Source organism: Streptomyces sp. NBC_00820 (assembly GCF_036347055.1).
In the GTDB taxonomy this organism is placed as follows: domain Bacteria; phylum Actinomycetota; class Actinomycetes; order Streptomycetales; family Streptomycetaceae; genus Streptomyces.
On the sequence record NZ_CP108882.1, the window covers coordinates 6177642 to 6197400 of the forward strand.

The following is a 19759-nucleotide window of genomic DNA, read 5'->3' on the forward strand; positions in this document are numbered from 1 at the left end:
GTGGGGTAGCGCAACGTGAGGTACCGCCCCCTCTAGGAGGCCGCACGTCATGAGTCCCTTCACCGGCTCCGCCGCCCGCACCGGCGACTGGGAGCACCTGCGGGTCCAGATCGCCGACGGGGTCGCCACGGTCACCCTGGCCCGCCCCGACAAGCTCAACGCCCTCACCTTCGGCGCCTACGCCGACCTGCGCGACCTGCTCGCCGAGCTGTCCCGCGAGCGGTCGGTCCGGGCCCTGGTGCTGGCCGGCGAGGGGCGCGGATTCTGCTCCGGCGGCGACGTGGACGAGATCATCGGCGCCACCCTGTCCATGGACACCGCCCAGCTGCTCGACTTCAACCGGATGACCGGGCAGGTCGTACGGGCGGTACGCGAATGCCCGTTCCCGGTGGTCGCCGCCGTGCACGGGGTTGCCGCGGGTGCCGGGGCCGTCCTCGCGCTCGCCGCGGACTTCCGGGTCGCCGACCCCTCGGCCCGGTTCGCCTTCCTCTTCACCCGCGTCGGCCTGTCCGGCGGCGACATGGGCGCGGCCTACCTGCTGCCGCGGGTCGTCGGCCTCGGCCACGCCACCCGCCTGCTCATGCTCGGCGAGCCGGTCCGGGCGACGGAGGCCGAGCGCATCGGCCTGATCAGCGAGCTGGCGGAGGAGGGCGGCACCCACGAGGCCGCCCAGGCGCTGGCCCGCCGCCTCGCCGACGGCCCCGCTCTGGCGTACGCGCAGACGAAGGCCCTGCTCACCGCCGAGCTGGACATGCCCCTGGCGGCGGCGATCGAACTCGACGCCTCCACCCAGGCCCTGCTGATGAACGGCGAGGACTACGCGGAGTTCCACGCGGCGTTCACCGAGAAGCGCCCCCCGAAGTGGCGGGGGCGATGACGGTGGGGGCAGGCCGCCCGCACCCGCACGCGGACCCGGACCCGCTCCCGTCGGAGGGGGGCGCCGGCCGCCCGCAGCGCATCGCGATCATCGGTGGAGGACCCGGCGGCCTCTACGCGGCGGCGCTCCTCAAGCGCCTCGACCCCACCCGCGACATCACCCTCTGGGAACGCAACCCCCCGGACGAGACCTTCGGCTTCGGGGTGGTCCTCTCCGACGAGACCCTGGGCGGCATCGAGCACGCGGACCCGGTGGTCTACGCGGCCCTCCGGGAGGAGTTCGTCCGCTGGGACGACATCGACATCGTCCACCGGGGCACGGCACACCGCTCGGGCGGCCACGGGTTCGCCGCCCTGGGCCGCCACCGCCTCCTGGAGATCCTGCACGACCGCTGCCGCTCCCTCGGCGTACGGCTCCGCTTCCGTACCGAGGCACCGGACCTCGACCGGCTCTCGGCGGACCACGACCTCGTCATCGCCGCCGACGGTGTGCACAGCACCACCCGCCAGGCCTACGACCATGTGTTCCGCCCCCATGTGGCCACACACCACTGCCGCTATGTCTGGCTCGCCGCGGACTTCGCCTTCGGCGCCTTCCGCTTCGAGATCGCCGAGACCGGACACGGCGTGATGCAGCTGCACGGCTACCCCTTCTCGGCCGACGCCTCGACGGTGATCATCGAGATGCGCGAGGAGGTCTGGCGGGCCGCCGGCTTCGACGAACTCGCCGAGCACGAGTCCGTGGAGCGCTGCGCCAAACTCTTCTCCGACGCCCTCGGCGGCCGCCCGCTGCGCTCCAACGCCTCCTCCTGGACCACCTTCCGCACGGTGGCCTGCGAGCGCTGGTCGCACGGCAACGCCGTCCTGCTCGGCGACGCCGCCCACACCGCCCACTTCTCCATCGGCTCCGGCACCAAGCTCGCCGTGGAGGACGCGCTGGCGCTCGCCGCGTGCCTGGAGGAACAGCCCGACGTGCCCCGGGCGCTGGCGGCGTACGAGGAGGAGCGGAGGCCCGTCGTCGCCTCCACCCAGCGCGCCGCCCGGGCCAGCCTGGAGTGGTTCGAGGACCTGCGCCTCCACCTCGACCGCCCGCCCCGCCAGTTCGCCTTCGACCTGCTCACCCGCAGCCGCCGGGTCACCCACGACAACCTGCGGCTGCGCGACGCCCACTTCACCGAGGCGGTGGAGCGCGAGTTCGGCTGCCCGCCCGGCACGCCGCCGATGTTCACCCCGTTCCGGTTGCGCGGCCTGACCCTGCGCAACCGGGTCGTCGTCTCACCCATGGACATGTACTCGGCGACCGACGGCGTCCCCGGCGACTTCCACCTCGTGCACCTCGGCGCCCGCGCCCTCGGCGGCGCCGGTCTGGTGATGACCGAGATGGTCTGCGTGAGCGAGGAGGGCCGGATCACCCCCGGGTGCACCGGCCTGTACACCGGCCGCCAGGGCGAGGCGTGGCGGCGGATCACCGACTTCGTGCACACCCGGGCCCCCGGCACCGCCATCGGCGTGCAGCTCGGGCACGCGGGACGCAAGGGCTCCACGAAGCTGATGTGGGAGGGCATCGACGAGCCGCTGCCCGAGGGCAACTGGCCGCTCGTGGCCGCCTCCCCGCTGCCGTACAAGCCGGGAAGCCAGACCCCGCGCCAGCTCTCCCGTGCTCAACTGACCGATATCCGCGAACAGTTCACCGCAGCCGCCTGGCGGGCCACCCGGGCCGGCTTCGACCTGCTCGAACTGCACTGCGCCCACGGTTACTTGCTGTCCGGTTTCCTCTCCCCGCTGACCAACCACCGCACCGACGCCTACGGCGGATCACCGCAGAAGCGGCTGAGGTTCCCGCTCGAGGTCTTCGACGCCGTACGCGCGGTGTGGCCGGCCGAACGGCCCATGACCGTGCGCGTCTCGGCGACCGACTGGGCGGACGGCGGCACCACGGCCGAGGACGCCGTGGAGATCGCCCGCGCCTTCGCGGAACACGGCGCCGATGCCATCGACGTCTCCACCGGCCAGGTGGTGGCCGAGGAACGTCCCGAGTACGGGCGGTCGTACCAGACACCGTTCGCCGACCGCATCCGGCAGGAGGTGCGCGTCCCGGTGATCGCGGTCGGCGCGATCTCCTCCTGGGACGACCTCAACTCCCTGATCCTGGCCGGGCGGACGGACCTGTGCGCCCTGGGCCGCCCCCACCTCTACGACCCCAACTGGACCCTGCACGCGGCCGCCGAGCAGGAGTACGAGGGCCCCGGGGCCGTCTGGCCGGCCCCATACCGCGCGGGCGGCCGACGCCCCCGCACCGGCCGCGGCGACGCCCCCAAGCCCCGTCTGTCGCTCGGCCGCTGAGGCCGTCCCTTTCCGTCCGTACGGTGGACGGACGGGCCCGTCTGGTGTACTTCGGTCACAGCGCGATCGGACGGAGATCTCATGGGTGTGCTGTACGACTACTTCCACGCGGCCGACCAGGCCACGGCGGTGGACTGGGCGATCGGGCCCGCCGGGGACCGGCTGAACGGGCGGTCCCTGGACGAGGCGGGCGCGGACTGGTTCGACGCCAAGAACATGGACCCCAACGTCGTCCTGGGCCAGCTCGTCGCCTTCGCCGAGGGCATCCCGTTCGGCAGTCTCACCGACCCGGAGATGGTCTGGCCCGACCCCGTGGAGTGGCCCTACGGCCGTCCGGCACCCTCCGGGACCGAGTCCCCTTGGGACACCGGGCTCGTCCTGCAGCAACTGCCCGACGGATGGCGGGACGCCCTCGCCGGGGTCGTGGAGGACGCGGTGCCCATGCTCGCGCTCCAGTGGTACGACATCGAGGAGATCCGGTTCGCCGACTTCCTGCACGCGCAGAGCAGTGTCCGTACCTTCGTCGGTCTGGCCCGCCGTGCCAGGGCGGCGCGGGCGAGCCTGTACTGCCGCTGCGTCGTGTGAGCCTCACACCCCGGCGAACTCCGCCCCCGCGTCCCGCAGTCGCTCGTGCAGCCCCCGGAAGACCCGCGCCGAGCGGAACCCCGGCCAGTCGGCGGGGAGCAGCGGGGTGGGCAGGCCGGGGTCGGTGTAGGGCAGGTGGCGCCAGGAGTCCAGGGCGAGGAGGTAGTCGCGGTACGCCTCCTCGGGCGGGGTGTCCGGGCGCTGCTCCCAGGCGTGCAGGACCGGGGCGTGCGTGTCCAGGAAGCGCTCGTGCTCCTTGGCGATCGCCGCGAGGTCCCACCAGCGGGTGACGGCGTCGGGTGTCGGGGCGAAGCCGAGGTGGTCACCCCGGAAGAAGTCGACGTACGCCTCAAGACGCAGTCGGCTGAGCGTGTGCCGGGTCTCCTCGTACAGCCGGGCCGGGGCGATCCACACCCCCGGCGCAGCCGTGCCGAAGCCCAGGCCGGACAGCCGGGAGCGCAGCACGTGCCGCTTCTGCCGCTCCGACTCGGGCACGGAGAACACCGCGAGCACCCAGCCCTCGTCCCGCGGGGGCGCGGTGGCGTAGATGCGGAGGTCGCCGTCGTCCAGCAACTGGCGTGCCTCGGCCGAGAGTTCGTACCCTGCCGCGCCCTGCGCCGTACGGCCGGGCAGCAGCAGGCCGCGGCGTTTGAGCCGGGACACCGAGGAGCGCACACTCGGGGCGTCCACGCCGACCGCGGCCAGCAGCCGGATCAGCTCGGCGACGGGCACCGGGCCGGGCATGAAGCGGCCGTACGCTCCGTAGAGCGTGACGATGAGGGACCTGGGGGCGTGCTGCTCGGACACGTTGATCATTTTAGGTCTTCGGCATCACTGCTGATCACCATCATCGCTGGTCACCGTCGGTGCGCAGGCGGAACCGCTGGAGCTTTCCGGTGGCCGTGCGCGGCAGCGCGTCCACGAAGACGAACACCCGCGGGCACTTGTACGGAGCCAGCTCGGCGGTGAGGAACGCGCGCAGCGCCTCGGGGTCGCGCCTGGCCCCCTCGCGCAGCACGGTGTAGGCCACCGTCACCTGGCCGCGTGCCTCGTCGGGGCGGCCGACCACCGCCGTCTCGACCACGTCCGGGTGGCGCAGCAGCGCGTCCTCCACCTCGGGCCCGGCGATGTTGTACCCGGCCGAGACGATCATGTCGTCGGCGCGGGCCACATAGCGGAAGTAGCCGTCGCCGTCGCGGACGTAGGTGTCCCCGGTGACGTTCCAGCCGCCGCGCACGTACTCCCGCTGCCGGGGGTCGGCGAGGTAGCGGCAGCCGACCGGGCCGCGGACGGCCAGCAGGCCCGGCTCGCCGTCGGGCAGGGGCGTGCCGTCCGCGTCCTGCACGCGCGCCTGCCAGCCCGGCACGGGGACGCCCGTGGCGCCGGGTCTGATCCGTTCGTCGGCCGCGGAGATGAAGATGTGCAGCAGCTCGGTGGCGCCGATGCCGTTGATGATGCGCACCCCGGTCCGCTCGTGCCAGGCGTGCCAGGTGGCCGCGGGCAGGTTCTCGCCGGCCGACACGCAGCGGCGCAGCGACGACACGTCGTGGCCGTCCAGCGCGCCGAGCATCGCGCGGTACGCGGTCGGCGCGGTGAACAGAACCGACACCCGGTGCTCGGCGATCGCGGGCAGCAACTGCCGGGGGCCGGCCTGTTCCAGCAGCAGGGAGCTGGCGCCGGCCCGCATCGGGAAGATCACCAGACCGCCCAGGCCGAAGGTGAACCCGAGCGGCGGACTGCCGGTGAAGACATCGTCCACATGGGGGCGCAGCACATGTGCGGAGAAGGTGTCGGCGACGGCCAGCACATCCCGGTGGACGTGCATGCACCCTTTCGGGCGACCCGTGGTGCCGGAGGTGAACGCGATCAGGGCCACGTCGTCGGCCGCCGTGTCGACGGCCTCGAACGGCGTGCCGGGCGCCGGGCGGCGCAGCAGGTCGTCCGGGCCGTCACCGCCGTACGTCGTGACGCGCAGGCCGGGCACCTCCGCCTTCGCGAGGTCGTCCACGGACCGGACGTCGCACAGCGCGTGCCGCACCCGGGCGATCTCGCAGATGGTCGCGAGTTCGTGCGGGCGCTGCTGGGCCAGCACGGTGACCGCGACCGCGCCCGCCTTCAGCACCGCCAGCCAGCAGGCCGCGAGCCAGGGCGTGGTGGGGCCGCGCAGCAGCACCCGGTTGCCCGGGACCACACCCAGGGCGCCGGTGAGGACATGGGCGATGCGGTCGACGCGGGCGCGCAGGTCGCCGTACGTCCAGACGGGGCCGTCCGGGGTGCGGAAGACGGGGCGTGCGGGGTCGGTGTGGCCGAGGAGTTCGGCGGCGCAGTTCAGCCGTCCGGGGTAGGCCAGCTCCGGCAGGTCGAAGCACAGCTCGGGCCACTCCTCCCGCGGCGGGAGGTGGTCGCGCGCGAAGGTGTCGACGTGGGCCGAGTCGTGCATGGCGGTGCGCCCCCTTGCCGTGACAAGCGTCGAGACGGGCGTCCTCGTGGGCTCGGGCGTCCTGGGCTCGCATCGAGCGTATCGTGTTGGTGACGGCAGTCAACTGTGCGCGATAACGTCGGGGGAGGTGCCCCGCGGTGCCGGCCGCGACGGCGGCGCGCCGCCCCGGAGAGAGGACCGGCAGTGCTCGCATTCTCACTCGAACCGGAACAGACCGCCTGGTGTGCCGAGCTGCGCGCGCAGGCCGCCGACCGGCTGCGCCCGCTCGCCGACAAGGGCGAACCGGGCCGCGTCAACCGTCCGCTCCTCGCCGGGCTCGGTGAACTCGGGCTCCTCGCGAGGCTGTTCACCTCCGGCGCGCTCGACCTGTGCCTGATGCGGGAGTCCCTCGCCCAAGCCTGTACCGAGGCCGAGACCGCGCTCGCCCTCCAGGGCCTGGGAGCCCGTCCGGTGTACGCCCACGGCACCGCGGCCCAGCGGGAGCGCTGGCTGCCCCGGGTCGCCGACGGCAGCGCGGTGGCCGCGTTCGCGCTGAGCGAGCCGGGAGCCGGTTCGGACGCCGCGGCCCTCGCCCTCGCCGCCGACCCCGACGGTGAGGGCGGCTGGCGGCTCACCGGCGCCAAGTGCTGGATCTCCAACGCCCCCGAGGCCGACTTCTACACCGTCTTCGCCCGCACCACGCCCGGCGCCAAAGCCCGCGGGGTGACCGCCTTCCTGGTCCCCGCCGACCGGCCCGGACTCACCGGCACCGCCCTGGAGATGATCTCGCCGCACCCCATCGGCGCCCTCGCCTTCGACGCCGTGCCCGTCACCCCGGACGACGTACTCGGCGACGTCGACCGGGGCTTCGCCGTCGCCATGGGCACCCTCAACCTCTTCCGGCCCAGCGTCGGCGCCTTCGCCGTCGGCATGGCCCAGGCGGCACTCGACGCCACCCTCGACCACACCCGTGCCCGGGAGGCGTTCGGCGGCACGCTGAGCGACCTCCAGGCGGTCTCCCACCAGGTCGCCGAGATGGCCCTGCGCACGGAGGCGGCCCGGCTGATGGTGTACGCGGCCGCGGCGGCGTACGACCGGGGCGCCGCCGACGTCCCCCGGCGCGCCGCGATGGCCAAGCTGCTCGCCACCGAGACCGCGCAGTACGTCGTCGACACCGCCGTCCAGTTGCACGGCGCCCGCGCACTGCGCCGCGGCCACCTCCTGGAGCACCTCTACCGCGAGGTGCGCGCGCCCCGGATCTACGAGGGCGCCAGCGAGGTCCAACGGGGCATCATCGCCAAGGAGTTGTACGCCATGACCCGTGAGGGGGAGACCCGGTGACGACCGAGCGCGTCAACCCGCCCGAGCTGTCCCCGCCCGCCGGGTTCTCCCACGCCGTCGTCGCGGCCGGCTCCCGCGTGGTGTTCCTGGCCGGGCAGACCGCCCTCGACACCGACGGCAAGGTCACCGGCGCCACGCTCCCCGAGCAGTTCGAGAAGGCGCTCACCAACCTCCTCACCGCCCTCCGCGCGGCCGGCGGCACCCCGGCCGACCTCGCCCGTGTCACCGTCTACGCCACCGACGTCGCCGCCTACCGCGCTCACGCCCGCCAACTGGGCCGGATCTGGCGGGAGCTGGCGGGCCGGGACTATCCGGCGATGGCGGTCGTGGAGGTCGTACGACTCTGGGACGAACAGGCGCTGGTGGAGCTGGACGGGTTCGCGGTGCTGCCGTAGCCGAGACGTTCGCGCGGTAGCGGGAGCCGTAGCCGACCCGTTCGCGCCCAGGCCGAGACGTTCGCGCCGGAACCCTAAGCGGCCGCGGCCAGTCGGTCGGCGGGGATCCGGCGCGGCTGCACCACGCGGCCGTCGGGGCGCAGTTCGCCGGTGTCGTCGAAGACGATCGATCCGTCGCACAGCAGGGTCCAGCCTTGCTCGGGGTGGGCGGCGACGGAGTGTGCGGCGCCGCTGTCCGCCGCGCGGCACGAGGACTGGTGAGAACACATGGCGCACCTCCACATCGGATGCGAGGGGCCGGTGGCTCGGTCGCCGCGCGGCCATGTCCAGAAGATGCCCCACGCGCCAACGCCCCGGAACGCCCGGCGGTCAAGTGTGACAACATGCGGACACCTCGCGGACGGCTCGATGACGCGCCCCCGATGGAGTGACGATCACACGCGACGGCACGGCCGCCCGGTACCAGTGGAAGCCCCACTCCATGGAACCGGAAGGTGTCCCATGCCCGTACGCCCCGTCCTCGCCGCCGCGTTCGGCGCCGCCGCACTGCTCTGCGCCGTCGCCGCGCCGGCCGCCACCGCCCTCTCCGCCCCTACGGAGACGGTCACGGCCGACCCGACCGCCCCGATCTCCGTCGACGGCACCGTGACGCTCTCCGGCACCTACCGCTGCTTCGCCGGCAGCGGGCCCGTGTTCGTCACCTCCTCGCTCAGCCAGGCCGACGCCCGCGTCAAGTACGGCATCGGCGGCAGCGCCGCCCTGTGCGACGGCGTCGATCACCGGTGGGAGAACACCGGCAAGGTCACGTCCGAGGCCCTCAAGTCGGGCGCTGCCCACGTGGAGTCCACCCTCATGGAGCTGCGGTCCTCGGGCATCGTCCCGCTGCCCGTCTTCCACGCGGCCCAGGAACAGGACATCACCCTCGTCCAGCAGTGACGCCCGACGCGAGGGGCCCGGCACACGGACGTGCGCCGGGCCCCTCGGCGTGCGAGACACCCGGTGCCGGGGCCGCCGAAGAAGCGACCCGCCCGGGCCCCGCGACGAGGCGTGGCCCCAACTCCCCCGGGGGCGAGGGGAACCACGCCCCCGGAACCCGCCCGGACCGCCGCGGGCCTACGCCCCGTGGGACATCGTGTCGTCCGTGCACACCAGGTGAATGCGCAGGTCGGCCGCTCCGGCCGGGCGCTCCTTGCCCTGGGTGGTGTGCCAGACCTGCGGCTTGCGGACGGCGATGATCCAGCCGCTGGCGAGGTCGTTCGGGCGGCTCTCGATCAGGTCGGCCGCTTCCTTGCCGAGCCGCCGCCCGGACCCCGCGGAGAGCGTGTAACCGCCGCTCTCCACATGCTGCATCGCGGGACAGTCCAGCTCGTGCCGGCGGCCGTCGGCGCCGCCCACGAGGAGGGCGCCGGACATGTGCATCGGGGGCTGCGGCGGGTCCGCGGCGGCGGGCGCGGCGGAGCAGAGCAGCGCCGTGGCGGCCGCGCAGGCGGCGAGGGGCAGGCGTGACAGGCGTGTTCCCGGCATGGCGGGACTCCTCGCGACGGGAGGGAGGGGACAGAGTCCGACCATTGGAGCCGCCGACCGGCACCCCGCTTCGATGGACACGCAGCGTTACCGCCCATCGGGGTAAAACGGTCAATCTTTCGAGCTGGCGACACGGGATCGCTATGGTGTGTGATTAAGTGTGGGCGTTCCGTCACTCTACGTGGTCGCCTCCCGTGCTGCTCCGTGCCGCCCACGGCGCCCCGTGCTCTCACGAGGAGTTCCATGTCCCGCAGAGGGATCCTCGCCCACAAGGGGAGGTGGACGCTCGCGGCCGGCCGCGCCGCGCTTGTCCTGTCCGTCACCGCACCCGCCCTGCTCGCCCCCTCCCCGGCGTCCGCCGCCGGTTCCGCCCCGGGCGGCGTACGCATCACCCGCGACCAGCTCCGGGACGAGGTGCGCGCCGACGAGGTCGAGGCCTTCGGCCGGCCCCGCGCCGAACGGCTCGCCCGGGACCGCGTCGGCTACAACCCCAACGCCGACGAGAAGTACCGGCAGACCGAGATCCGCGGCACAGACGGCGCCTGGCGCCCCGGCCCGCACGAGCGGCTGCCGCGCGGCTACCACTCCAACGCCTTCCTGCTGCCCGACGGCCGCATCATGGTCACCGGCGACGAACTCCAGGAGATCGCCAACAACCCCGACATCAAGTCCGGGCTGAACGGCACCATCGAGATCTACGAGTCGCCGTACCTGCACCAGGGCGGTGCGCGGCCCATGCTGACCGGTGTCACGAACGGCTCCGTCGGCTACGGCACGAGCCTGCGGGTCAGCACCGGCACACCCGAACTGGCCGAGAAGGCCGTCCTGATGGCGCCCATCACCTCCACCCACTCGGTGGACACCAGTCAGCGCCGCATCGAACTGCCCATCACCAGCCGGGCCGGCAACAAACTGGTCCTGCAGACCCCGGCGTCCGCCAAGGACGCCCCGCCCGGCTACTACCTGCTGTTCCTGCTCGACTCGCGCGGCGTGCCCAGCGTCGCCAAGTGGGTTCAGCTGCGCCCCGGTTCCTGACCGGACCGGACCCTCCCGCTTCCCCTGCCGCCGGAAGAAGAGTCCCGGGCGGCGTCGCCCACGCGCCGCCCGGGACGGTCCGTCCCCGACCGTCCCCATCCAGCAAGGGAGTCACATGGCAACGCCATGCCGCTGCGCGACAGCACCGAGATCCAGGGCGACGTTCTCGCCGGGTTCAAGAAGGACCACATGACCCTGCTCCTCCTCCAGTTCGGCGACATGACGGCCGCCCGTAACTGGCTGGCGGGGCTGGTTCCGAGCATCGCCACCACCCGGCAGGTCGCCGCGTTCAACGCCAAGTTCAACGAGGCCCGCAGGAACTCCATGGGTGACGATCCGAAGAGTCTCAAGGCCACCTGGCTCGGGCTGAGCCTCACCCACCGGGGGTGCAGTTCCTCACGGGCCGGGAGACGGTCTTCGGCGAGGTGCCCACGGGAGGCACGATCGAGGCGTTCGTGCAGGGGTCGGCCCTGCGTTCCGAGGCGTTCGGCGACACCGGCCCCAACCACCAGAAGCACTGGATCTCCGGCGCGGACCACCGGCCCGTCGTCCACGCGGTGCTGACCCTCGCGGCCGACGACAAGGACGACCTCAAGGCCGAACTCGCCCGGCAGACGGAGGCGGCCTCCCGTGCCGGGATCGTGATCGTCCACCCGCAGGACGCCGAGCTGTCCTCCTGGCCAGCGCTGGAGGGCGTCGAACGGGTCGACGTGATCCTGCCCGTGCCGGACGAGCAGGGCGTCAACGGCGAGAGCGGCTACTGGCTGTTCCACACGATCGACGGCACCCAGGTCTACCGCCGGATCGACATCGCCCACGACGCCCGCCACACCAGCCGGCGCGTCGGCGGCGACCAGCCGCTGTCCCGCTGGAACTCCCTCGGCGGCGTGACCCACGTCGACGCGGTGCTGCCGGTGCCCGACCAGCGCCGGGTCGATGGCACGACGCAGTACTGGCTCTTCCACACCACCCCGCAGGGGCAGCGCTACCGGCTGATCTCCGTCGCCGACGGCGGCATGCACACCGACATCCTGGAGCGCACCGACCGCGACCTCACCAAGTGGGCCTCCCTGCAGGGCGTCGGGGAAGTGGAGGACTTCCTGTTCGTCCCGCAGAAGTACCGCGTGAACGGGCAGACCTTGGTGCGGGTCTTCCACGACGACCGGCGGTACCGGGTGATCTCGGTCGCGGACGGACCGGGCCATCCCGACACCCTGGTCCGCGAGTCCCGCCCGAACACGCCGTGGTTCCGCCGCGGCTGACCGACCGGCGGCGAGACCCGACTCAGGCCGGGCGTACGGCACTTGCGGTGACACATGGTGCCGGACGCCCGGCCTTTTTCGGTGGCTCCATTGGCATGGACCTGACTTGCCGCCTCGGCTAGGATCTGCCCCGCACGCTTGAGAGCGCTCTCAGACATCGGCTGTTCCACCCCCACCCAGATGGAACGACGAAGGGCAACCCCCATGAGACGCACCACACTCGTCCGCGTCGGCCTGGCCGCACTCCTCACCCTCGGCGGCCTCACCGCCGCCGGCACCCTCCCCGCGTCGGCGAACCCCGCCCCCACCCCGCACACGACGGCGGCGGACGCGCCCGCCTCCGACGGCCTGCTGGCCGCCATGCGGCGCGACTTCGGCCTCACCCGGAACCAGGCGGAGGCACGCCTCAAGGCCGAACGGGCCGCCACCGCGCTCGCCCCGAAGGCGCGCAAGACCGCCGGGGACGCGTACGGCGGCTCCTGGTTCGACGCGCGCAGCGGCCGGCTCACCGTGGCCGTCACCGAGGACGCCTCCACGGCCACGCGCCAGAGCCTGCGGGCCGCGGGCGCCGAACTCCGCACCGTCCGCCACACCGCCCGGCAGCTCGACGCGGCCAAGGCCCGCGTCGACCGGCTCAAGGCGCCCACCGGCGTGACCGCCTGGCACGCCGATCCGGCGACCGGCGCGGTCGTCGTGGACGTCGTACGCGGCCGGAGTTCCGACAACGATGTCCGGCGCTTTCTGACCCGGGCCCGCGAGACGGCTCCCGTCACCGTCAGGACCGTCGCCAAGGCCGCGGGCACCCTCGCAGCGGGCACGGTCGGCGGCGACCCCTACTACACCGGCAACGTCCGCTGCTCCATAGGCTTCTCGGTGTACGGCGGCTTCGTCACCGCCGGTCACTGCGGCCAGCCCTCGGCGGCCGTCTACGGCTGGGACCACTCCTACGTGGGCAACTTCCAGGGCTCCTCCTTCCCGGACAACGACTACGCCTGGGTCAACGTCGGCAGCGGCTGGTGGACCGTACCGGTCGTGCTCGGCTGGGGCACCGTCTCCGACCAGCTCGTGCGGGGCTCGGCCGTGGCACCCCCCGGCTCCTCCATCTGCCGGTCGGGATCGACCTCCCACTGGCACTGCGGCACCGTCCTGGCCCTCAACGAGACCGTCAACTACAGCCAGGGCGCCGTCCACGAGGTGACCCACACCAACGTGTGCGCCGAACCCGGCGACTCCGGCGGCTCCTTCATCAGCGGCGACCAGGCCCAGGGCGTCACCTCCGGCGGCTGGGGCAACTGCACCAGCGGCGGCGAGACCTGGTTCCAGCCGGTCAACGAGATCCTCAACCGCTACGGCCTCACCCTGCACACCGCCTGATCCCGGACACCGCCTGATCCCGTCCACCGCGAGGGGTCCCGCCGGACGACGGCGGGACCCCTTGGTGCCACGGTCACGCACGTCCGCCTACAGCAGCTGCCACAGGTGGTCGTCGGTGCCGTTGTCCGCGAACTGCACGACCTGCGCGCTGTTCGCGGTGGACATCCTGTCCACGCCGAGGACCTTGCCGCTGTTCTTGTTCTGCAGACGGAACCAGCCGTCGCCGTTGTCCAGCCGCCGCCACAGGTGGTCGTCGGTCCCGTTGTCCTCGAACTGCACGACGATCGCGCTGTCGGCCGTCGACATGCCGTCGACGCCCAGCACCTTGCCGCTGTGGCCGTTGCGGACGAGGAACCAGCCGTCGCCCCGGTCGAGCAGCTGCCAGGCGTGGTCACCGGTCGGGGTGTTGTCGAACTGCACCACCCGCGCGCTGTTGGCCGTCGACATGCCGTCGACCGCCAGCACCTTGCCGCTGTGCCTGTTCACCACGCGCCGGAACGGCGGCTCCGGCGTCCACTGGCGGCCGTCGGACGAGACGGTCGGGAAGCTGCTGATCCGCAGCCGGGCGGCGCCCATCGGGATGAGCGTGACGCTCTCGGTGGGGGAGTCGGAGCGCGCCGGGCTCTGCTGGAGCGGAGTGACCACGTGCTCGTCGTCCGCGATCCACTCCGGGATACGGCGTGCCTGTGCCGTCATGCGCACCGGCGTGCCGTCCTGTGTGAAGGGGTCGGCCGCGAGCGGACCCCCGGTGCGGGCGAACTCGGGTGTGCTGCCGAGCAGCAGGCCGTAGTTCCACGGGGTCGTGGCGTGCACCTCGTACTCGGGGAAGTCGTCGCTGCCCGCGTAACGGACGTAGTTCTCGCCGATCCGCAGCGCGTACGTCAGCGGGCCGCGCCGGACACTGACCGCGGCGTGGCCGGCGGACCAGGTGCGCACGGTGGTGCGCTGCGGCAGGCGCAGGGTGACGGTGTCGCCGTCCGCCCACACACGGTCGACGGTCACGAAGGCGGGCCCCGCCTTCGCCGCGACCGTAAGGCCGTTGACGGTCAGCGCGGGAGCCTCGCACCAGCCCGGGACGCGCAGCCGCAGCGGGAAGCGCACGGTCTTGGCGGGCGACACGGTGAGGCGGACGGTGTCGTCGAAGGGATAGTCGGTCTCCTCGGTGATCGTGACCCGGGTGCCGCCGGCGACGGTGGCCGTCACCTGGCAGGGGGCGTACAGGGCGGCGGCCAGGCCCTGGTCGGGCGTGCCGAGCCACAGCTCCTCGCTGAAGTAGGGCCAGCCCATGCCGTAGTTGTGGGGGCAGCAGCGGTACTGGTCGACGCCGGGCTGGAACGACTGCATGGCGAAGCCGTTCTGGAACTGCCCCTGTGACTTCACGTTGTTGTCGAGGTCGACGCTGTTGGCGCTGGTGACGTAGTGCAGCGCCTTGCCCTGCGGGTCGAGGGCGGCGGGCAGCAGGTTGAAGGCCAGTTCCTCGCAGCGGTCCGCCCACAGCGGGTCACCGGTGACGCGGGTCAGCAGCTCGTGGCTGGCCATGAACTCCACGATCCCGCAGGTCTCGAACCCCTGCCGGGGATCGCCGAAGCCGGGCCGGTAGTTCTCGTCCCCGGCGAACCCGCCGCCCGGGAACTGGCCGAACTCGCCCATCACTTGGTCGTAGTGACGGTAGGCGGCGGTGGTCAGGGCCGCCGAGCCCGAGCGCAGCGCGTACTGGGCGGGCTCGCGGAAGCCCTGCGCGATGTTGACGTTGTGCGGGCTCGGGACGGTGTTGGTCCAGTCGGCCCCCCAGGAGTGCATCTTGTCGGCCAGGTCCAGCAGGAACGCGTCACCGGTACGGCCGTACAGCCACAGCGCGACGTCCAGGCCGTCGCCCCAGCGGTAGGAGATCCAGCTGTGGTCGAAGGCTCCCTTGCCCTGGGCGTTCATGAAGGTCAGGAAGCGGGTCAGGAAGGGCACGATCCGCTGGTCGCCGGTGTACTCCTCCCAGGTGCGCAGCGCCATCAGCAGCGGCAGGAACGGCCAGAAGTCGGGGCCGCCGTCCAGCGAGGTGCGCAGGGCCCGGGGGCCGAAGAAGCCGTCGCCCTGCTGGGTGACGAGGACCGCGTCGATCCAGCGGCGGGCGTTCGCGAGTGCGTTCTGGTCGCGGGTGGCGACGGCGAGGGGCACGTAGCCGCGCAGCCAGTACGGCAGCTCCTCCCAGCCGGGGTTCTCGGGGTGGACCCAGCCGGTGGTGGTGAAGTCGAGGAAGTGGGAGCGCTGTTCGTAGCGTCCGAACAGTCCGTTCAGCTGGAGCCGGAGCTGTCCGGCGAGCCAGCCGCGCGGGGTGATGCTGCCCGGCCGCAGCCGGGTGAACGCCGTGGGGGCGAGAGCGCGGACGGCCGCACCGGTCCGGCGGGAAGGGCCGTCCGCCGCGGCGGCCGCCGGCGCGAGACGGCCGGCCAGCGCCGTGGCGCTGATCGCCAGGGCGCCGCCGGTCAGGAAGTGGCGTCTGTCGAGGGACATCGGATGCTCCTGGGGGGGAGGGAGTCCGGCAGGGGGGACGCGCGGCCCGCCCCGTCCCCTGGAGGGGCGGGCCACGCATGCGGGGAGAGCCGGGGTGCGGCTCAGGCGGTGGCGCACACGAGCGTGCCGTCCTCGGCGCCCTTGATCAGGGCCCGGTGAGCGGCGCGCAGACGGTCGGCGTCGGGCTTGAGGACCTTGCGGTCGTAGGTCATCAGCCCGTTCAACTCGCCTTCCACGTCGCTGATCTGGGTGTAGACCGCGCCGTTGCCGCCCTGGCAGGCCGCCAGTTGCCCGACCTCCTCCAGGCGGTCCAGGTAGACGTCGGTGTAGGTGTCGGGGGTGACGCCCACATAGGTCATCTGGACCGGGAAGGCGTGTCCGGGCACGCCCAGGCCGAGTCCGCCGTACTCGCCGCTGACCAGGGCCCGCCTGCCGTCCGGCCTGGGCAGTTGCGGACTCGGGTAGCCGTGGGCGTCGGCGATGTCGCCGTTGCCGCCGTCCACCGCGCCGCAGCAGTTCAGGCCGCTCATGTTGTTCTCCAGGCGCGTGGGGTCGAGCGACTTGGCGTAGTCGGCGATCCTGGCCTGGTCGTACTGGCCCCAGCCCTCGTTGAAGGTGACCCACATGACCACCGAGGGATGGCTGTCGTGCTGGAGGATCATCTCCTTCAGCTCGTGCTCGTACTCGGTACGGGCCGTCGCCGAGGGGTTGACCGTGTTCATGGCCGGCATGTCCTGCCAGACCAGCAGACCGAGCTTGTCCGCCCAGTAGTACCAGCGGTCGGGCTCGACCTTGATGTGCTTGCGCACGGAGTTGTAGCCCAGCCGCTTGTGCACCTTCAGGTCGTAGGCGAGCGCCTGGTCGGTGGGGGCGGTGTACAGCCCGTCGGGCCAGAAGCCCTGGTCGAGCGTGGCCATCATGAAGACCGGCTTGCCGTTGAGCAGCGTGCGCTGCTTGCCGCCGACCGTCTTCACCTCGATGGACCGCATCCCGAAGTAGCTGCCCACCCGGTCGGCTCCGGAGCCCTTGCCGACCGTCACCTTCAGCTTGTACAGGTGCGGGTCGTCGGGCGTCCAGGCGTGCGGGTGCGGCACCGGCACCTTCAGCGCGGAACCGGTGGTGCCCCGGGCCCGGCCCACCTCGCGCCTGCCGTCGTAGGCGACCGCCGTGACCGGCAGGCCGTCCCGCACCCCGCGCGCGGTGACGGACACCGAGCGGTCCGCCAGGTCGGGCGTGGTCTTCACGTCCTCGGCGTGGTCGCGGGCGACCGGCTCCATCCACACCGTCTGCCAGATACCGGAGGTGGGGGTGTACCAGATGCCGCTCGGGTCGAGGCGCTGCTTGCCGACGGGCGGGTTCTCGCTGCCGGCCGCGTCGGTCGGGTCGTACACGCCGACGATCAGCTCCTGCTTCCCGGACTTCTTCAGCGCGTCGGTCACGTCGAGGCTGAAGCGGTCGTAACCGCCCTTGTGCTCACCGACCTTGCGGCCGTTGACGTAGACCGCGGTCTGCCAGTCGACGGCGTCGAAGTTGAGCTGGAGCCGCTGGTTGCCGTGGACGCGCCAGTCGGCGGGCACGGTGAAGGTGCGCCGGTACCACATGCGGTCCTCGTGCCGCTCGATGCCGGACAGCTGGGACTCGACCGGGTAGGGGACGAGGATCCGCTCGGCGAGGTTCCGGCCCGTCGGCGGCTGTTCGCCCGCCGCCGCGCCCGCGAACTGCCAGGTCCCGTTGAGGTTCTTCCAGTTCTCGCGGGTCAACTGCGGCCGTGGGTACTCGGGATGGGCGTTCTTGGCACTGACCTGGTCGGCCCACGGGGTGCGCAGCTCGTACGCCGAGTTGTTGGTGCCGGTGCTCCAGAAGTCGCTGACGGCGGTGCCGTCGGCGCCGGTCAGGCCGCCCGAGCCGTCGTAGCGCAGGTCGGCGTAGCCGCCGTGGCCGCCGACGACCGGTTCGCTGAGCGGGACCACCAGCTTGTGCGGGTCGGAGGCGTCCAGGTGCGCGGTGCCGCGCGGCCACGCCGAGCCGCCGACATCGATGTCGAGGTGCCCGTCGAAGCCGGCCGGGACAGCGGCGAGCGGCTGGGCGAAGTCCAGCACGAGCGTCTTTCCGTCGGGCTGGATCGCCGCGTCCTGGGGGCCGTTGTAGGTGAAACCGTCCGGCAGTGTGAAGGCGGACTGGGGGATCGCCTGCTTGGTGCCGCCGGGCGGCGTCCAGCGCACGTGCAGGTTGGATCCGCCGTAGTGCTCGAAGTACTCGACCTTGATGTCGTAGGCGCGGCCGGCCTCCAGGGTGACGGGAGCGGAGGTCTGCTCGCGGTCCCAGTCGTCCACCCAGTGGTCGATGACGATCCTGCCGTCGATCCACAGGCGGAAGCCGTTGTCGCCGGTGATCGAGAAGGTGTGCGCGCCCGTGGCGGTGGGCGTGAGTCTGCCGGTCCAGCGCACGCTGACGTCGTCCTGCCGGCCGGCCCGGGCCTTCAGGCGCGGTTCCAGGTCGGCGAAGTCCAGCGAGGGGTCGAAGGCGGTCGCCTTGAGGTCGGCGAAGTCGAAGGCTCCGGGGGCGGATTGGGTGTAGTAGTCGCCCTTCAGGCCGTGGGTCGTGGCCGGTGTGCCGTCCGCGGCGGCGGGGGCGGCGCCCGGTCCGGCCACGCCGGCGAGGACGAGCACCAGGGCGGTGAGGGCGGTGAAAGCGGTGAGCGCGCGGGTGAGGCGGCGGCTCGCGGGCTTTCCGGGACGGGGGAACGGTCGATGCACGAGAACCTCCGGGACACGGAGTTGCGGGTGCGTGCTCTGCCCGTGCTTCAGGTCATCTTGTATAACGTTGGAAACAAGGGCAGTTGGCATGACAACACGCCTCCTGCGCTCTGTCCAGGTGTCTGACACGAGGCGTGGGAGGACTGAGATGCGGGTGAGTCTGAAGGACGTCGCCGAACGCGCGGGGGTCTCGGTGAAGACCGTCTCCAACGTGGTCAACGACTATCCGCACGTCACACCGGGGATGCGGGCCCGCGTGCAGCAGGCCATCGACGAACTGGGCTACCGCCCCAACCTGACCGCCCGGCACCTGCGCAAGGGCCGCACCGGGATCATCGGCCTGGCCGTGCCCGAGCTGGGCAACTCCTACTTCGCGGAACTGGCGGGCGCCGTCATCGACGCGGCCGCCCAGCACGAGTACACCGTCCTGCTCGACCACACCCAGGGGCTGCGCGAGCGGGAGATCCTGGTCTGCCAGGGGTTCAGGGCCCGGGTCATGGACGGGCTCATCCTCAGCCCGCTGGAGCTGGAGACCGAGGACCTCGCCGCCCGCGGGGACGACATGCCGCTGGTACTGCTCGGGGAGCGCCGCTACGACCTGCCCTACGACCACATCGTGATCGACAACATCGCCGCCGCGCGTGCCGCCGTACGCCACCTGCTCGGGCTGGGCCGGCGCCGCATCGCCTTCCTGGGCGCCCGGCACGACCGCTCGCACCAGCCCGCCCATCTGCGATTCATCGGCTGGCAGGCGGAGTTGGCGGCCGCCGGACTGGTCGTGGACGAGGGACTGGTGGCCGCCACCCGGGGCTGGGGCCACGAGGACGGGGCGCGCGCCATGGCCGAACTGCTGGACTCCGGGCAGCGGCCGGACGGTGTGTTCGCCTACAACGACCTGATCGCACTCGGGGCGATGCGGGTGATGTTCGAGCGGGGGCTGCGCATCCCCGAGGACGTCGCCGTGGTCGGCTTCGACGACATCACCGAGTCGCGCTACGGCGCGGTCACGCTGACCACCGTGTCCCCGGACAAGGTGGCCATCGCCCGGCTGGCCGTCGAGTCCGTGGTCGGCCGGCTCAAGGGCGAACAGAACCACGAGACACCGCGGCCGTCGTGTGAACTCCAGCCCGGATTCACGCTCGTGGAACGGGAGAGCACCCTCGGACGGCGCCCGTTGTCCCGCTGACCCGCACAAATGCGCCTGATGAAGCAGGAGTTGGGGGTACCGGTCAGCCGGTGCCCTCGTGCGTGAGGTGTTTACACGACACTTCCAACGATGTAAAAAGCATCCTGATCTGGTCACCGCCGGACCGGCCTTCCGCAGTCCCGAAGTGGGGTAATCCG

At 72.4% G+C, this 19759-nt stretch carries 16 protein-coding genes and 1 pseudogene; 11 read left to right on the plus strand and 6 right to left on the minus strand.

Annotated elements, in window-relative coordinates:
* Window positions 1–49 precede the first annotated feature (49 nt).
* From OIB37_RS27835 to OIB37_RS27845, 3 genes are all read left to right on the plus strand, one after another.
* Window positions 50–877, plus strand: coding sequence for an enoyl-CoA hydratase family protein (locus tag OIB37_RS27835; protein WP_330460348.1), 828 nt, complete (start codon window positions 50–52; stop codon window positions 875–877).
* Window positions 874–3219, plus strand: a complete 2346-nt coding sequence (locus OIB37_RS27840) for a bifunctional salicylyl-CoA 5-hydroxylase/oxidoreductase (RefSeq protein WP_330460349.1) — start codon at window positions 874–876, stop codon at window positions 3217–3219. Before OIB37_RS27835 ends, OIB37_RS27840 begins: the two co-directional genes overlap by 4 nt.
* An 81-nt stretch (window positions 3220–3300) precedes the next feature.
* Window positions 3301–3804 carry a hypothetical protein gene (locus tag OIB37_RS27845; protein WP_330460350.1) on the plus strand — a complete coding sequence of 168 codons (504 nt, stop codon included), beginning with the start codon at window positions 3301–3303 and terminating at the stop codon, window positions 3802–3804.
* A gap of 3 nt (window positions 3805–3807) precedes the next feature.
* Here OIB37_RS27845 and OIB37_RS27850 read toward each other — a convergent pair whose 3' ends face one another.
* On the minus strand, window positions 3808–4620 hold the full coding sequence (locus tag OIB37_RS27850; RefSeq protein WP_330460351.1) for a PaaX family transcriptional regulator: 813 nt from the start codon (window positions 4618–4620) through the stop codon (window positions 3808–3810).
* 31 nt (window positions 4621–4651) lie between these two features.
* Window positions 4652–6244, minus strand: coding sequence for an AMP-binding protein (locus OIB37_RS27855; RefSeq protein ID WP_330460352.1), 1593 nt, complete (start codon window positions 6242–6244; stop codon window positions 4652–4654).
* Between the two features lie 183 nt (window positions 6245–6427).
* Between OIB37_RS27855 and OIB37_RS27860 the strand changes: the two genes are divergently transcribed.
* Window positions 6428–7564 (plus strand): acyl-CoA dehydrogenase family protein, encoded by a 1137-nt coding sequence (locus OIB37_RS27860; protein ID WP_330460353.1) that lies wholly within the window; start codon window positions 6428–6430, stop codon window positions 7562–7564.
* Window positions 7561–7959 carry a RidA family protein gene (locus OIB37_RS27865; RefSeq protein ID WP_330460354.1) on the plus strand — a complete coding sequence of 133 codons (399 nt, stop codon included), beginning with the start codon at window positions 7561–7563 and terminating at the stop codon, window positions 7957–7959. Before OIB37_RS27860 ends, OIB37_RS27865 begins: the two co-directional genes overlap by 4 nt.
* 74 nt (window positions 7960–8033) lie before the next feature.
* Here the strand turns inward: OIB37_RS27865 and OIB37_RS27870 are convergent, their stop codons facing one another.
* Window positions 8034–8228, minus strand: coding sequence for a DUF5999 family protein (locus OIB37_RS27870; protein ID WP_330460355.1), 195 nt, complete (start codon window positions 8226–8228; stop codon window positions 8034–8036).
* Window positions 8229–8460: 232 nt separating this feature from the next.
* Here OIB37_RS27870 and OIB37_RS27875 point away from each other — a divergent pair, with 232 nt between their 5' ends.
* Window positions 8461–8895, plus strand: coding sequence for a DUF6299 family protein (locus tag OIB37_RS27875; protein ID WP_330460356.1), 435 nt, complete (start codon window positions 8461–8463; stop codon window positions 8893–8895).
* Window positions 8896–9072: 177 nt separating this feature from the next.
* Here the strand turns inward: OIB37_RS27875 and OIB37_RS27880 are convergent, their stop codons facing one another.
* The gene (locus OIB37_RS27880) at window positions 9073–9483 is read right to left on the minus strand and encodes a hypothetical protein (protein ID WP_330460357.1); all 411 of its coding nucleotides are present in this window, start codon (window positions 9481–9483) and stop codon (window positions 9073–9075) included.
* Between the two features lie 243 nt (window positions 9484–9726).
* On the opposite strand from OIB37_RS27880, the gene OIB37_RS27885 reads away from it, so the two are divergent.
* The 4 genes and pseudogenes from OIB37_RS27885 (at window position 9727) to OIB37_RS27900 (ending at window position 13154) form a co-directional block, all read left to right on the plus strand.
* Window positions 9727–10518, plus strand: a complete 792-nt coding sequence (locus OIB37_RS27885; protein ID WP_330460358.1) for a galactose oxidase early set domain-containing protein — start codon at window positions 9727–9729, stop codon at window positions 10516–10518.
* 189 nt (window positions 10519–10707) lie between these two features.
* Window positions 10708–10845, plus strand: a pseudogene (locus tag OIB37_RS36350) (hypothetical protein); the annotation flags it as partial.
* Between the two features lie 59 nt (window positions 10846–10904).
* Entirely contained in the window at window positions 10905–11780 is an 876-nt protein-coding gene (locus tag OIB37_RS27895; protein ID WP_330460360.1) for a hypothetical protein, read from the plus strand.
* Window positions 11781–11984: 204 nt separating this feature from the next.
* Entirely contained in the window at window positions 11985–13154 is a 1170-nt protein-coding gene (locus OIB37_RS27900; protein WP_330460361.1) for an alpha-lytic protease prodomain-containing protein, read from the plus strand.
* Window positions 13155–13241: 87 nt separating this feature from the next.
* On the opposite strand, the gene OIB37_RS27905 is transcribed toward OIB37_RS27900, so the two are convergent.
* Together OIB37_RS27905 and OIB37_RS27910 are read right to left on the minus strand one after the other, a co-directional pair.
* Window positions 13242–15659, minus strand: a complete 2418-nt coding sequence (locus OIB37_RS27905) for a beta-L-arabinofuranosidase domain-containing protein (protein ID WP_330460362.1) — start codon at window positions 15657–15659, stop codon at window positions 13242–13244.
* A 101-nt stretch (window positions 15660–15760) separates the two neighbouring features.
* Window positions 15761–18415 carry a PA14 domain-containing protein gene (locus OIB37_RS27910; protein WP_443058214.1) on the minus strand — a complete coding sequence of 885 codons (2655 nt, stop codon included), beginning with the start codon at window positions 18413–18415 and terminating at the stop codon, window positions 15761–15763.
* Window positions 18416–18563: 148 nt separating this feature from the next.
* Here OIB37_RS27910 and OIB37_RS27915 point away from each other — a divergent pair, with 148 nt between their 5' ends.
* Window positions 18564–19601 (plus strand): LacI family DNA-binding transcriptional regulator, encoded by a 1038-nt coding sequence (locus tag OIB37_RS27915; RefSeq protein ID WP_330460363.1) that lies wholly within the window; start codon window positions 18564–18566, stop codon window positions 19599–19601.
* Window positions 19602–19759 lie beyond the last annotated feature (158 nt).